Origin of the sequence: Myroides phaeus, from assembly GCF_900099675.1 — a bacterium.
In the GTDB taxonomy this organism is placed as follows: Bacteria; Bacteroidota; Bacteroidia; order Flavobacteriales; family Flavobacteriaceae; genus Flavobacterium; species Flavobacterium phaeum.
On record NZ_FNDQ01000024.1, the window covers coordinates 25,069 to 39,729 of the forward strand.

Consider the following 14,661-nt stretch of genomic DNA (forward strand, 5'->3'; position numbering starts at 1 on the left):
GGGAAGGATAGGTTTACACCCATCCTTTTTTTCTGAAGTCTTTTAAAGTTGCTGTAAATCTTGTCATTTCTTCCGGTGTTCCAAGTGAAACACGACTCCATTGTGTCAAAGGAGGGAATGGGCGACCTACTAATATACCTGCTTCTTCCATACGTTCCATATATTTTTGAGGATCACCAGTTATTTTGTGAAAGACAAAGTTTCCTTGGCTTGGTAAATATTCTAAACCTAAAGCGTCTAAGGTAGAAGTGGTAATAGCTAATGAGTTTGAATTCATTGCAAGACTATCAGCTAAGAACTGCTTATCTTTTAAAGAGGCAATACCGGCTACAGCTGCTGTAATATTTATGTTTAAGATAGACATAAAAGTTGCCAATTCTTTAGTCAGTTTTTCTGTTGCTAAACCATAACCAACACGCATTCCTGCCATTGCAAATATCTTAGAGAATGTACGTAATACGATTACGTTATCCATTCCTTCTTGTACAAATTGAGTTCCACTTACAAATGAAGGGTCAGTGATGTATTCTGCATATGCTTCATCAACCATAAAGAAGGTTTTATCTGCGTTAGCTGTTTTTACCCATTTTTCAATAGATGCACTTGAAGTTAATGTTCCTGTTGGGTTGTTAGGGTTACATAAATAACAGATAGATAGTCCATCAAAGTTATCTGCAGCCTGTTTCATTTTGTTAAGATCCATTTCATACTTTTCATTCAAAGGAACCATTACTACTGGTATTCCAATACCTTCAGCGTGGTCTGCAGCTAAAAAGAAAGTAGGGTTTGGCGTGATAAATTGAATCTTTTGCCCTTTTTGTAATGCTTGAACACCTAATTTGTTGATAATAGCACGAATTACATCAGAAGAACCTACACCAAGTGTCACTTGAGAAGTTTTCATCTGGTAAGAGTCTGCAATGGTTTGTTGTAACTCTTCAATATAAGCATCCGGATATCGATTAGCAGAAGGGATAATATCTATAATTGCTTGTTGTGCTTTTTTAGATAGTCCTAAGCTATTCTCATTGTAATGCAGATACAATGGTGTTTTATCAACAGTTGTTGGTAAGCCTAATTCAGCAATTGATTCTAATGTTTGTGTTGCAGCTAACCCTCTTGTGAAGATTGCTCCTGCAAATAATGTTCCCGACAACTTTAGTATGTCTCTTCTGTTCATCGTTATTATGTTTTATTGGTTTTTTACTTTATTGTTTTTTAGGTAATTGCTAAAAATGGAAAGTAATCCTTGAGTGAAGTATAAAAATAGAATAATATTGATTAAAAATGACGTAATCTTAAAAAAAATATAATTTTTTTCTATAAAAAGGATAAAGTGTGTTTTTATGAAATAGTTGTTTTTAAAAGTATAATAGTTGAATTTTATTTAAAACAAATTGATATATTGTGAGTTAAATGATTTATTTTTGAATAGTAATTGCGTTGTATGAAAAAAAGAAGCATAGTTTATATTGTTGTATTCATTTTAGTTGGATTTATTACCTCTTGTGAGGAAATTGACTTTTGGAGGAAAGATTGTTATAATCCAACGAAGGTAAGTCAGAGTGAAGTGAGTTTTGAAAATTATGGTGGAGAGGCCTATATTGATGTAACGCCACAACCTTTCGTTCTTTATCACGATGTGCCTTTTAACGATGGTTCTGGAATAGTTGCCAGTGAAGTTACAACAGAGTATGGAACAAAGGATTATCGTGTTATGAAAACGGCTGATAGAAGATTATTGATAAAGGCTTTTCCTAATAAAACAGGTGTACCTATTGAGTTTGAAGTGAAGGTTGAAGGAGGGGACTGTAGTAAGACTATAAAGTGTAGAATCAAAGAGTAAAGAAGATAAAATTATAACGTAGTTTTCAAAGAGAACTATAAGCAAGTGCTAATCAATCTATTTGTTAGCACTTTTTTTGTGGTTTGGATAGTGTTTTAATTCAGTTTTGTAGGTACCATATTCGACACATACCCCACACAAGTACCACATTTGTTCGGGAAATGGCCTGTTTTCCGAACAAATGTGGTACTTGTGTAGAACATGTCTCGAAGGAGTGCCGTTTAAAACTCCTATAAGTCTTAGTGTATATAGGATTAAAACATTTGCTTATCTATAGGTTTTAGTGTTTTTTAGCAACTTAGTAGAGTGCTTTTTATAATTTGAAAGAGGCGTATTTCCGAAAGTTTATATAAATAAACAGAGGGATACCATTATGATATCCCTCTGTTTGTAAGTGAGAAAGAGTATTATTCTTCCTCTTCTGTATTTTTTAGTTTCATCAACAAGGTATAAGCGCCTTTTGAAACTATTTTTTTACCTTCTAATTCTTCTGCATTCTCAATTTGGATAAATCCATTTTCCTTCTCTCCAACTTTAACAGGAAGTAGCTGATAAGTTTGTTTACCAATTTCATTGAATACAAAATACCTTCCTTCAAAGTAAACAACACTCTCTTCAGGTAGTGCTTTAGACAGCATAGAATGTGTGTCTATGTCTGCATTCATATACATTCCAGGAAGTAACTTTTGATCAAATTGTTCAAAGTGACAATGTACTTCTGAAACACCTTCCATATTGATGTCCATGCTAATTAAGACAATTTCTCCTTCGTACTTTTTCTCTGGATTATTGTTTGTATAACTTACAACGCGTTGTCCAACTTCTAATTTATCTAAGTCTTTTTCATATACTTTTAGATTTAAGTGGATATCACTTGGATCGATTAACTCAAACATTACGTCTGAAGGTGTAACATATTTACCTACGTTTACATAGGTATTACTTACAAATCCTGTAATCGGACTATATAAAGGCACTGACTTACTGATGTTATCGTGTGTTAATGTCTTAGGATTGATGTTGATTAGACTCAACTGCTGACCAAGAGCATTCATTGTGATACGTTGACTATTCATTTCAGCTTGTGCTTGTTGCATCACTTTATCACTACTCGCTTGACTGGCATTTAGGTCTTTTTGGCGATTATAGTCTAATCTTGCAAATTCGTATTTATCTTTTGCAATTAGATAGTTCTGTTGAATTTGGATGTATTGTGGGTCTTCCATTACCGCAATAAGCTCTCCTTTTTTAACTTGCATACCAGGTAACAACTTCGTTTGTTTCAAGTATCCCCCTAAAGGGTTAGTAACTGAAATTAAGTTTTGAGGCGGAACATCTATTTTCCCATTTAACTTCAATGTTTTTGCGATTTGACGCTCAGAAAGTTGCGTTGTCTCAATAGTAACGTGTTTTAATTGCGCATCTGTTAATTGTACAGTATCAGTGTCCTCTGTTTGTTCTGTTGTTTCTTCGCTTGCGTCTTCTTTTTGTTTACACTGTGTGAATAATAAAGCTCCTGAAATAGCAAGGATAACAGTAGCATATTTGATATTTATATAGTTGAATGACATAGTATTAGTTATTTGAGGTTAGATAATTGATTTGAATGATGTTATCATTATACATTTTTAGCGTATCTAAATAGTTATTGATAAAATCAAGTGCTTGATTAGTCAATATCACATACTCTAAATAGTTTATCTCTCCATTGATAAATTGTAGCTGTGCTGTTTCAATAATTGTTGAGGTATTTTTAAGGGTGTTATTCTCATAATTAGCAAGAATAGCAACATTGTTCTGATGATTTGTCAACAATTGTTGATAACGGTTTTCCATATTGTTTTTAGTCATTTCTAATTCAGCATCAGCTAAATCTTCAGCCTTTTTAGAAGCCTTAATTCTGGCGCGTTGCCCAGTTGTAAATAAAGGTAAACTAACACCAACGTGGAAAGAACTAAAGCGCTCACTTCTGTCATAGTAAACATCATTAGAAGCAACTCCCATAAACGTACTATTGTTGTAACCAACTTGTAAATTAGGTAGTTGTTTAGATTTCTCTAATTTTGTTTGCTCGTGTGCTATGACCTTTTGTTGTTCAATCATTTGAAGAACTGGATTGTTTGTTAAATCTGCTTCAAGCGCTGTTAAAATAGCTTTGTTATCTTCTAATTGAGGAACAATATTTTCTGTTGTATTCAATAAATATTTTAATTGAAGTTGTGTTAAGCTAATGGCTTTTTGAACTTCAGCTAATTGTGCTTGAATACTAATTTGCTGGTTTTGAGCTGTTGTTTTTTCTAAGATGTTACTTTCTCCTTTTTGTAGTCTTAGTAAAGCTTTGTTGTAGAAGTTAGTGTACATACTATCTGCTCGTTGTAGTAATTTCTCTTTTTCTACCCAATAGCTATAATCATAAAAACTTTGTGTAACAGCTCGTTTTAGTTCATAACTTTTTAAATCAAGGTTATAAATACTTTGTTGATATTCTGCTCTAAACACATTCTTTTGTTTACTGTAAACGGTTGGGAACGCAAATTCTTGAACTACACCAAACTTGTTGTCAGTGTATGGTCCATTGATTTGTCCAAATTCACCTGTAAATGTAGTTTGTGGCAAATCAGTACCTGTTTTGATAAAGGCTTTAGCATATTCCGTTCTCAACTTTTCAGCGCGAATTGTCGTATTGTTTTCTAACGCTGTTTCTAGCGCCGTGTTTAGTGTTATTGGTGTTTGTGCATTAGCTGTAAAACCAAGACCTACAAGTAATATAGCAACAACTGTTTTCTTCTTTTTAAAGAAGTCAAACTTTAAGCGTTGTTCAAATGTGATGTACAACAATGGTAATACGAATAAAGTTAGGAATGTTGCTAACATTAATCCACCAATTACAACAGTTGCTAAAGGTCTTTGTACTTCAGCACCTGCACCATTACTCAATGCCATTGGCAAGAACCCAAAAGACGCCACACAAGCAGTCATTAATACTGGGCGCAACCTTGTTTTTGCTCCTCTTATCACGATAAATACTAAATTTTTAATTCCTGATTTTTGTAATCTATTAAATTCGGCAATAAGCACAATACCATTAAGTACGGCTACCCCAAACAGGGCAATAAATCCGACTCCGGCACTAATACTAAATGGCATTCCTCTTAAGGCTAATAAGAATACTCCTCCAATAATTGATAGTGGAATAGCAGTGAAAATCATTAAACATTCGCGTATATCTTTAAAAGCAAAGAATAATAAAACAAAGATTAAGACCAATGCTAACGGTACTGCAATTGCCAAACGAGCTTTAGCTTCATTTAGGTTTTCAAATTGTCCACCATACGTAATTTGATATCCGACAGGTAGCGTAATTTGTGCTTCTACTTTTTCTTGTAACTCTTCTACAATACTTTGTACGTCACGCCCTTTTACGTTAAACCCTACAAAGATTCTACGTTGTGCGTTTTCGCGTTGGATTTGGTTAGGTCCCTCTTTGATTTCAACTGTTGCCAATTGGTTTAAAGGAACTTGGTTGCCAGATGGAGTAGGGATTAGTAAGTTTTGAATATCACTTACATCTTTTCTGTTTTTCTCATCCATACGAACAACCATATCAAAACGTTGTTCTCCTTCATAGACCATTCCTGTACTTTGTCCAGCTAAAGAAGCGTTTACAATTCTGTTGATTTCAGCAATTGAAAGTCTATAACGGGCAATTGCTTGTCGGTTGTAATCAATTAGTAATTGTGGCATTCCCGTAATTGGCTCAACATATAAATTGGTTGCTCCAGGCACGGTATTGATAAGTCCGGCAATTTTATTAGCAGTATAGGCTAAAGTATCTAAATTTTCACCAAATACTTTCACCACTACATCCTGTCTGGCTCCTGTCATTAACTCGTTAAAACGCATTTGTACTGGATATTGGAAACCAACAGTAATTCCAGGTATTTCCTCTAATGCGTGAGTCATTTTCTCTGCTAATTCAGGGAATGATTTTGCTGAGGTCCATTCGCTTTTATCTTTTAAGATGACCATCATATCACTGGCATCCATTGGCATAGGGTCGGTTGGAATTTCGGCACTACCAATTTTAGTAACAACTTTCTCTACTTCAGGAAATCTTGTTTTAAGAATGTGAACAGCTTTTTGTGTACTCTCAATTGTTGTGGTTAGGTTACTACCGTTTAATACCTTTGTATCTACAGCAAAGTCTCCTTCTTCTAAGGAAGGAATAAACTCACCTCCTAATGTTGATAGAATGTAGATTGCAATCACAAATAACACACCTACTACGCTGTAAATTAGTTTTGGAATCTCCATTACTTTTACCAACATACGTTCATAAAAGCCTTCTAATTTATTTAGAACGCGTTCTGATATATTGGGTTTATGTGATATTTTACGGCTCATAATTAATGAGCTCATCATTGGTATATATGTTAAGGATAAAAGGAATGCACCTAATAGGGCAAAGGCAACAGTCTGCGCCATTGGTTTAAACATTTTACCTTCAATTCCTTGTAATGTTAAGATTGGTATATATACAATTAAGATAATGATCTGACCAAATACAGCACTGTTCATCATTTTTGAAGCAGATTGTACAACGGTTTTGTTCATTTCTTCTTGTTTCAGATTGACCATCTTCTTGAACTTGGCGTTGTGGGAGAATTGGTGCATGACGGCTTCTACAATAATTACTGCACCGTCAATGATTAGCCCGAAGTCTAATGCTCCCAAACTCATCAAGTTTCCACTTACCCCAAAGAGGTTCATCATACAGATAGCGAATAACATTGCTAAAGGAATTACAGAAGCTACTAAAAGTCCTGCTCTGAAGTTTCCTAAAAACAAGACTAAGACTAATACTACGATTAATGCACCTTCTGTAAGGTTGCGTTGTACTGTACCAATTGCGTTATTAACCATTTTGGTACGGTCTAAAAAGGCTTCAATAACAACACCTTCAGGAAGTGTTTTTTGAATTTCGGCAACTTTCGCTTTTACATCTTGAATTACTTCATTACTATTTGCTCCTTTCAACATCATTACCACAGCACCAGATACTTCTCCTTGGTCGTCAAAAGTCATCGCTCCATAACGTGTTGCGCTACCAATTTTTACTTTAGCAACGTCTCTAATTAATAAAGGAAGTTCTGTTTGTTTTGAAGTGATAGCAATGTTTTCAATGTCCTCAATATTGCCAACTAATCCTTCAGAACGGATATATAGTACCGTAGGGCCTTTTTCAATATAAGCACCTCCAGTGTTTTCATTGTTGCTTTCTAAGGCTTGAAATACATCATTTATTGTAATGCCATAAGCATCTAATTTATTAGGGTTTATAGCAATTTCGTATTGCTTTAGTTTACCTCCAAAGCTACTTACTTCAGCCACTCCCTTTACAGTAAGTAATTGGCGACGTACTACCCAATCTTGAATTGTACGCAACTCTGTAAGGTCAAATTTATCTTCGTATCCTTTTTCAGGACGTACAACGTATTGATAAATTTCTCCTAATCCTGTTGAGATAGGACCTAATTCTGGTTGTCCAATTCCTTGTGGAATTTCACTTTGAACTTGTTGAAGGCGTTCTCCAACTTGTTGACGTGTCCAATAGATGTCAACATCTTCATCAAAAACGATGGTTACTAATGAAAGTCCAAAGCGAGAGAAGCTTCGGATACTTTGCATTCCTGCAATATTGCTGTTTGCTTGTTCAATTGGAAATGTTACAAGTCTTTCTATGTCCGTAGCTCCATAAGAAGGAGCAACAGTGATTACTTGTACTTGGTTATCAGTAATATCTGGTACGGCATCAATAGGTAATTTAGTTACTTGATACAATCCAATCCCGATTAACGCAAATACAAATAGCGAGATGATGAGTTTATTCTTTACAGAAAACTCAATAATTTTATTTAACATGATTATTGTCTGTTAATACATTAATAATGAATAACATTCATAGTAAATTGTTTCATAGCAATTATACTACGAAAGAATATTCCTTTGAAAATTCGATATGTATTAACAGTATTTAGGCGGTTGCCAAATAGAAGACAGGTAGCTACTCTCGATTGCATCTTCATCGAAAGCGTGTACTTTATTGTGGTTGGTATTAAATTTAATACGATTGATTTTAATAAGAGGTGTAGGGGTTACAATTCCTACAAAAGAAATAATATGTGCGTGAGAAACAAAAGGTAGTTTCTCATCTACGGGATCGCCAATTTCTTTATGACTTTCGCTATAGTGTATTTGTAAAAATCCCCAAATACTTAAATCAGGGTTGTTTGTTTTGTGCTCAATAAAGTGCTCCACTAAAATAGGGAATTTCAACAGCTGACCGAACTCAGTTGTTGAAACTAAGAATAATAGCATAAATAATATGGCAATTCTTCTTCTCACTTTATTGGAATTATTGATTAGTAATTGATGTTTACAAAATTAAGTATTCTTTCTTAATTGAGGGCGCAAGATACTAATTTGTAATTATTCAAAGTAAGCATACCTTTTACTTCTAATACAATTCTAATAATTATGATATATATATTAAAAGAAATCGTATCTAACGATAGATTAAAAGTTTAACGAAGGTCTTTTGTGTTTTTTATTAAAAAAGGAAGACTTCTTATTGATGACTTCAAAATGTTTTGTGATTAATTCATTGCCATATCTGTTTTCTAACGCTTGCCATTGTTCTTTTGTTAAGGGAACAAAAGCTAAAGTATCAGATCCTTTTGATATTTTGCAAAAGCGTATCTCATAGGTTGGTTGAAGTAATTCGTTTAACCAAATGATAGTATCGTCTAAATCAACAATAATTCGCTGGTGTGTTTTACCTTGATAAGATACAAACAACTCAAGTTCTTCATTTGGTCGGTCTTCTATTTTAGCTGCTAAGCTACCAGTTTCAAGACAATCTTCAATAAAATCGACTATTGCATCATCGTATTCTCTCCAATCTACCCAGAATACAAGGTCTTTTCCTATTGCATAAAAATCATCATAGTTTTCTGTTTCAAAGTACTTTTCTAATTTTAAAAGTTTGTCTTGCATAGTGTGAATGATTAAGGTTTGTTCGGTCTTATTAAGTTACGAAAAAAAAGTTTAATAGAGAAGTATTGTGCTTCGTAAATCACTCGCTTTTGTTTTATGGATGTAATACTTCATTAAAAGGTTCGAATTCTCGTTCTGTAAACGCTTCTGTTAAAATTCCTGCGTTGCACAACCATTCAATAGCATCATTTAGATTAGTTCCTACAGCATAGATGTTTTCTTCATTTCTTGGTAAAACAAAGTATTGGTGGTTATAAAAGATAATTTCATCTCCATCAAAAGTATCTCCGATGCAAATGGCCTGTAAGACTTGTTCTTTAGTTAATACCTCTTTACCTCTTTCCCAAAAATAGTATTGTGCTACTCGCTCTAACCATTGACACTGTTCTTTTGAGATACGAGTAGGAGAATAGATGCGAATGTATGTTCCTCCTAATAAACCTTCTCCATATTGTAGCATATATGTTTTGTAATCTTCTTCAAAATGAAAGTTTAATAGTTGTTCACAATTGTTAATATCTTTCATAGAAGGTAAAACTAAACTTGTGGAGTTGGTATTAATATTTGGAATTATAGTATAATGGCTAAACTTGTTCATTAGATATATTTGTTTTCAATATCATTTAAACCCTCTCTAAATTCTGATTGTAGAAGGAATTGTTCGGTTACATTAACAGCTTTTTTTGCTGATTGTTCAATGTCTTTTCCTTCTTTAGTCCAAAGTGGTGGGACAAAGTTAATTACCTGATTGTATTGTAATGATGCTATTTGTTCTTGCCAGTTAGTCCATCTAAAGTCTTGGTAAAACTGCTCTGTTCTCCCTGTTAAGAAGAAGTTTAATAGTTGAGAGTATCCTATTTCAAGGGCTTCATAATCTAATGTGTCAGGAGCAAAGTAGTATATCTTGCCAATGTCCTTGCCTAAAGCACCGCTATTGATACAGAAATAACCTCCTAAAACATCAAATGCTACGATTAAGAAGCCTTTGTTGGTGTTGTTGTCCATAATTGTTTTGCCTTGATTCCACGTTAGTATGTCTAACATTTGGTCGCTATGTCCTCCGCCAAGAACCTTAATCCATCCATTATCAATAAGAAGTCCTCCTGATTCATAGATAAGTGCACCTAATGTTGATTTGGTAGTAAGCTGTAATGTTGTCAAAGCATTGTTAGCAATTTCTTGGGTGTTTTTAGAAAGTGTAGTAACTTGTTTAGGACTCTCAGCTATCCATTGTTTAATCATTGGCCAAGCAGAGTCATTCGTATCAATTAGTTCTTGTAATGTGCGCATAGAAACGATTTTAAGAACTAAAGATAATTAATTTTAAAGGGAAGGGGTAAAAAAAAAATGTAAACTACAAATCAAGTGGTAAGTAGTTTACATCATAGATTGGTTGGTTGTATTGTAATTATAAGTCTGCGATTGCCTCTGGAATTGGCATATAGACATATAGAATTGATTTTACTGAAAAGGCAACTAATACTAAAAGAACAAAAATACTTGCAATAGCAATCTTCTTAGAAGACAATTGTAGTGCTGCTATACCTAATGTAAGGCTTACTAAAAAGGCTATTGGCAATAGCACTTTGAAGTAGCTCATTGTTGGAAAAAAGAATAGTCCTAATGTAATAATTGAAAATATTAATGCGCCTATACTCAATAGTGGACTTTTGTTTGCTTCTTGATTTATAGTGTTCATATTTTATTTTTTTAGTTGTAACTGTTAAAGAAATAGCTTTAAGTCAGTTTTACATATACAAAACTATGCCAATATGTTGTAAGTTCAAAACTTTAACAGTTTTAAATTTATTGATATTGTTGTTTTTTAATAATTAAATATGTTATTATGTGTTATTTTGTGTATTTAAAGGGAAATACGTTTGGTTTTGTCTTAAAAAACAAACGTCACTATGAAAGTGACGTTTGTTCAATATATAATTTTTAAAAAAGAATAATTATTGCCGTTGCTTCTGAATAGTAAATAAAAGGAGCAACAATGTAGAAGTTAGCTACAGTGGAATATTTCCGTGTTTGCGTTTTGGCAAGTCAACTTCTTTATTTTCAAGCATTGCAAAACCTTTTAATAGTTTTCTTCTTGTTTCATTAGGCAAGATAACTTCATCAATAAATCCGCGTTGAGCCGCTCTGTAAGGCGTTGCAAATTTCTCAGCGTATTCGGCTTCTTTCTCTGCTAATTTAGCAGCAGGGTTTTCGGCTTCAGAAATCTCTTTTTTGAAGATAATCTCACTTGCTCCTTTTGCTCCCATTACAGCGATTTCAGCGTTAGGCCACGCGAAGTTTAAGTCTGCGCCAATGTGTTTAGAGTTCATTACATCATAAGCTCCACCATAGGCCTTACGCGTAATTACAGTTACTTTTGGCACTGTAGCTTCGCTTAAAGCATAAAGTAGTTTTGCTCCGTGAACAATAATTCCATTCCACTCTTGGTCTGTTCCAGGTAAAAAACCTGGTACGTCAACTAAAACTAATAACGGAATGTTGAATGCGTCACAAAAACGTGTAAATCTCGCCGCTTTGATTGAGCTATTTACATCTAAACATCCTGCTAAAAACATAGGGTTATTTGCAACGATACCTATGCTTTTTCCGCCTAAGCGAGCAAACCCCACAACGATGTTTTCTGCGTAATCTTTGTGTATTTCATAGAAAGAGTCTTCATCAATAATATTGTGAATAATTTCTTTCATATCATAAGGTTTGTTAGAGCTTTCAGGAATAATAGTGTCTAATCCGGGTCTGTATTCTTCTCCTAATGTGTACGGGATATCATATGCTTTCTCTGCATTGTTCTGCGGAATATATGATAGTAGTTTTTTTAAGTCTTCTAAGCAAGCAACATCATTTGCTGAGGTAGTATGAGCAACCCCTGATTTCGTAGAATGCGTACTTGCTCCTCCAAGTTCTTCTGATGTTACTTCTTCATTTGTCACTGTTTTTACAACGCTTGGACCTGTTACAAACATATAGCTTGAACCTTCAACCATCATTGTAAAGTCAGTCATTGCAGGTGAATAAACTGCTCCTCCTGCACAAGGTCCCATAATTGCAGATATTTGCGGAATTACACCTGATGCTTGTACGTTGCGGAAAAAGATATCAGCATATCCTCCTAATGAACGTACACCTTCTTGGATACGCGCTCCTCCAGAGTCGTTTAGTCCAATCATTGGTGCTCCCATTTTAACAGCCATATCCATTACTTTGCAAATTTTCTCTGCGTGTGTCTCAGATAAAGCTCCTCCAAAAACAGTAAAGTCTTGTGCGAATAAGTAAACTAAACGTCCATTTATTGTTCCATAACCTGTAATTACACCATCTCCGTGATAAACTTCTTTGTCCATTCCAAAGTCAGTTGTACGGTGGGTTACAAGCATTCCTATTTCTTCAAAAGAACCTTCGTCAAGTAAGTATTCAACTCTTTCTCTTGCTGTTAGTTTTCCTTTGCTGTGTTGTGTATCTATTCTTCTTTGCCCTCCACCAAGTTTAGCTTGAGCCTGAAGATTTTGAAGTGTATTTATTTTCGGATTCATAGTCATTAGTTTGGTAATCGAAGTGATTTTTGGTCTTCTAAATATTGTTTCAATGCAATGTAAGCTGCTACTTGTGCCTCGTCTTTGTACTCTTCTTTAATCAATTCTCCGTTGTAATATTTCTTAACGAAGTTTGTATCGAAGTGTCCATCGCGAAAGGCATCGTGCTCCATAACAAACTTTCCAAATGGCAATGTTGTTTCAATTCCCTTTACTTTGTAATCGTGGATAGCTGTCAGCATTGTTTCAATAGCTTCTTCTCTTGTCTTTCCAAATGTGATTAGCTTGGCTAACATTGGATCGTAATAGATAGGAACGTCCATTCCTTCTTCTATACCATTATCTACTCTAATACCGGGGCCTTTAGGAAGTTTGTACACTTTTAAATTACCAACACTTGGCAAGAAGTCATTTAGTGGGTCTTCGGCATAGATTCTCAATTCTACAGCGTGTCCTTGTATTTTTAAATCGTCTTGCGTAAAAGGTAGCTTTTCTCCTCTGGCGATGTTTATTTGCATTTCAACTAAGTCAAGTCCTGTAATTAATTCTGTTACTGGGTGCTCAACTTGTAAACGGGTGTTCATTTCAAGGAAGTAGAAGTTTTTGTTTTCATCTAATAAAAACTCAACCGTACCTGCCCCTACGTAATCACAAGAGGCAGCAACTTTTACTGCTGCTTCTCCCATTTGTTTACGTATTTCTGGTGTTAAAACAGTTGAAGGAGCTTCTTCTACTACTTTTTGGTGACGACGCTGAATACTACATTCTCTTTCAAACAGATGTACGATATTACCGTGTTTGTCTGCTAATATTTGTATTTCTATGTGTCTTGGCGAACCAATATATTTCTCAATAAAAACCGAACCATCTCCAAAAGCATTTGTTGCTTCTGAAATAGCGCGGTGCATTTGTGTTTCGAAATCTTCTTCTTTTTCCACTACACGCATTCCTTTTCCTCCACCACCTGCTGAGGCTTTGATAAGAATCGGAAAGCCAATTTCTTTTGATATAGCTTTTGCTTTTTCAATATCTGTAATGGCTTGATCTAAACCAGGTACCATCGGAATGTTATAAGCTTTTACTGTTTCTTTAGCAGCAAGTTTACTACCCATAATCTCAATAGCGTGAGAGTTAGGGCCTATGAATGTTATTCCATTCTTTTCACACGCTAAAGCAAAAGAGACGTTTTCACTTAAAAAACCATAACCTGGATGTATTCCGTCAACATTTAATGATTTGGCAACTTCAATAATTTTGTCGCCTAATAGATAAGACTGATTGGAAGGAGCTTCTCCAATGCAAACAGCTTCATCGGCCATTTTTACGTGAGGTGCCATACGGTCTGCAGTTGAATAAACAGCTACTGTTTTTATTCCCATTTTTTGTGCTGTCTCCATGATACGAACAGCGATTTCGCCACGGTTGGCTACAAGTATCTTTTTCATTTTATTCGAATTCAATTAGCACTAATCCCTTATCAACAGTATCTCCTTTGGTTACGTTGATAGCTTTGATTTTTCCACTTCTTGGAGAGGTTAGATTGTTTTCCATTTTCATGGCCTCTAAAATTAACAAGTTGTCATTTTCAGCCACTTCTTGACCAACTTCTACGTTTATTTCTAAAATTAGACCTGGCATTGGTGCTTTAATTGAATTGACCTGCTTTGCAGTGTTTAATGAAAAACCTAAGTCCTTAATTAATTTATCAAGTTCGGTTTGAATGTTAACGGAATAAGCGTTGCCGTTTACGACTACGTCATAATGTTTTTGGTTGAATTGTGAAGACGCAATTTCTACCTCGTATGACCTGTTGTTTTTGAGTACATGGTATGCAGCGGCTCCGACTTTAGCAGCATTAATGTCGTCCTGTAATAAATTGTAACTCTCAAAAACAGTATCATCATTAACTTTAAGTTGATACGTTTTGTTCATTTTATAAATAGTTTTTGGTATTTGTAAATATAATTAAATGTTACAGATGAGCAACTTTAATTATGGGTAATTTATTTTTTCACTCAATTTAATGTGAATTGTATATAATTGACAGTGAAGAGATTTGTTGAAGATGTAGTGTAAGTAAGGGGGGGAGGGAGGGAGGAAAGGTAAGTGTTAGTGACTAGTCCTAAAATAGATTGACAAGTTTTTAAACAATACATCCAGAGGGATTTTCTCTCTGGATTTTTTTATGCACATAATTTGGAGTGAGCA

Annotated in this window: 12 protein-coding genes; 1 reads left to right on the forward strand and 11 read right to left on the reverse strand. The window is 34.5% G+C overall.

What is annotated here, in order from left to right:
• Positions 1 to 13 precede the first annotated feature (13 nt).
• A complete protein-coding gene (locus BLT46_RS11000) occupies positions 14 to 1,180 on the reverse strand; it encodes a pyridoxal phosphate-dependent aminotransferase (protein WP_090410168.1) in 1,167 nt (388 codons plus the stop codon).
• Between the two features lie 267 nt (positions 1,181 to 1,447).
• On the opposite strand from BLT46_RS11000, the gene BLT46_RS11005 reads away from it, so the two are divergent.
• Positions 1,448 to 1,846 (forward strand): hypothetical protein, encoded by a 399-nt coding sequence (locus tag BLT46_RS11005; protein WP_090410169.1) that lies wholly within the window; start codon positions 1,448 to 1,450, stop codon positions 1,844 to 1,846.
• Positions 1,847 to 2,253: 407 nt separating this feature from the next.
• On the opposite strand, the gene BLT46_RS11010 is transcribed toward BLT46_RS11005, so the two are convergent.
• The 10 genes from BLT46_RS11010 to BLT46_RS11055 all read right to left on the reverse strand — a co-directional run bounded on the left by BLT46_RS11010 (position 2,254) and on the right by BLT46_RS11055 (position 14,385).
• The gene (locus tag BLT46_RS11010) at positions 2,254 to 3,417 is read right to left on the reverse strand and encodes an efflux RND transporter periplasmic adaptor subunit (protein ID WP_090410170.1); all 1,164 of its coding nucleotides are present in this window, start codon (positions 3,415 to 3,417) and stop codon (positions 2,254 to 2,256) included.
• A 4-nt stretch (positions 3,418 to 3,421) separates the two neighbouring features.
• Positions 3,422 to 7,768, reverse strand: coding sequence for a CusA/CzcA family heavy metal efflux RND transporter (locus BLT46_RS11015; RefSeq protein WP_090410171.1), 4,347 nt, complete (start codon positions 7,766 to 7,768; stop codon positions 3,422 to 3,424).
• Positions 7,769 to 7,870: 102 nt separating this feature from the next.
• Positions 7,871 to 8,251: a hypothetical protein gene (locus BLT46_RS11020; protein ID WP_245722982.1), complete on the reverse strand. Its 381-nt coding sequence runs from the start codon at positions 8,249 to 8,251 to the stop codon at positions 7,871 to 7,873.
• 171 nt (positions 8,252 to 8,422) lie between these two features.
• Complete coding sequence (locus tag BLT46_RS11025; protein ID WP_090410173.1) at positions 8,423 to 8,902, reverse strand: hypothetical protein; 480 nt, start codon at positions 8,900 to 8,902, stop codon at positions 8,423 to 8,425.
• Between the two features lie 94 nt (positions 8,903 to 8,996).
• Positions 8,997 to 9,500: an SMI1/KNR4 family protein gene (locus BLT46_RS11030; protein WP_090410174.1), complete on the reverse strand. Its 504-nt coding sequence runs from the start codon at positions 9,498 to 9,500 to the stop codon at positions 8,997 to 8,999.
• A complete protein-coding gene (locus tag BLT46_RS11035; protein WP_090410175.1) occupies positions 9,500 to 10,192 on the reverse strand; it encodes a DUF2625 family protein in 693 nt (230 codons plus the stop codon). Before BLT46_RS11035 ends, BLT46_RS11030 begins: the two co-directional genes overlap by 1 nt.
• A gap of 118 nt (positions 10,193 to 10,310) precedes the next feature.
• Positions 10,311 to 10,601, reverse strand: a complete 291-nt coding sequence (locus BLT46_RS11040; RefSeq protein WP_090410176.1) for a hypothetical protein — start codon at positions 10,599 to 10,601, stop codon at positions 10,311 to 10,313.
• Positions 10,602 to 10,911: 310 nt separating this feature from the next.
• Positions 10,912 to 12,453 (reverse strand): acyl-CoA carboxylase subunit beta, encoded by a 1,542-nt coding sequence (locus BLT46_RS11045; RefSeq protein ID WP_090410181.1) that lies wholly within the window; start codon positions 12,451 to 12,453, stop codon positions 10,912 to 10,914.
• Between the two features lie 5 nt (positions 12,454 to 12,458).
• Positions 12,459 to 13,898 (reverse strand): acetyl-CoA carboxylase biotin carboxylase subunit, encoded by a 1,440-nt coding sequence (accC, locus tag BLT46_RS11050; RefSeq protein ID WP_090410177.1) that lies wholly within the window; start codon positions 13,896 to 13,898, stop codon positions 12,459 to 12,461.
• Between the two features lies 1 nt (position 13,899).
• Positions 13,900 to 14,385, reverse strand: coding sequence for an acyl-CoA carboxylase biotin carboxyl carrier protein subunit (locus tag BLT46_RS11055; protein WP_090410178.1), 486 nt, complete (start codon positions 14,383 to 14,385; stop codon positions 13,900 to 13,902).
• Between the last annotated feature and the right edge of the window lie 276 nt (positions 14,386 to 14,661).

Excerpts from the sequence above, each read along its gene's own strand:
- BLT46_RS11015 (WP_090410171.1), bottom strand. The coding sequence starts at position 7,768 with ATGTTAAATAAAATTATTGAGTTTTCTGTAAAGAATAAACTCATCATC.
- accC (WP_090410177.1), bottom strand. The coding sequence starts at position 13,898 with ATGAAAAAGATACTTGTAGCCAACCGTGGCGAAATCGCTGTTCGTATC.
- BLT46_RS11000 (WP_090410168.1), bottom strand. The coding sequence starts at position 1,180 with ATGAACAGAAGAGACATACTAAAGTTGTCGGGAACATTATTTGCAGGA.
- BLT46_RS11055 (WP_090410178.1), bottom strand. The coding sequence starts at position 14,385 with ATGAACAAAACGTATCAACTTAAAGTTAATGATGATACTGTTTTTGAG.
- BLT46_RS11040 (WP_090410176.1), bottom strand. The coding sequence starts at position 10,601 with ATGAACACTATAAATCAAGAAGCAAACAAAAGTCCACTATTGAGTATA.
- BLT46_RS11030 (WP_090410174.1), bottom strand. The coding sequence starts at position 9,500 with ATGAACAAGTTTAGCCATTATACTATAATTCCAAATATTAATACCAAC.
- BLT46_RS11010 (WP_090410170.1), bottom strand. The coding sequence starts at position 3,417 with ATGTCATTCAACTATATAAATATCAAATATGCTACTGTTATCCTTGCT.
- BLT46_RS11005 (WP_090410169.1), top strand. The coding sequence starts at position 1,448 with ATGAAAAAAAGAAGCATAGTTTATATTGTTGTATTCATTTTAGTTGGA.
- BLT46_RS11025 (WP_090410173.1), bottom strand. The coding sequence starts at position 8,902 with ATGCAAGACAAACTTTTAAAATTAGAAAAGTACTTTGAAACAGAAAAC.
- BLT46_RS11035 (WP_090410175.1), bottom strand. The coding sequence starts at position 10,192 with ATGCGCACATTACAAGAACTAATTGATACGAATGACTCTGCTTGGCCA.
- BLT46_RS11045 (WP_090410181.1), bottom strand. The coding sequence starts at position 12,453 with ATGAATCCGAAAATAAATACACTTCAAAATCTTCAGGCTCAAGCTAAA.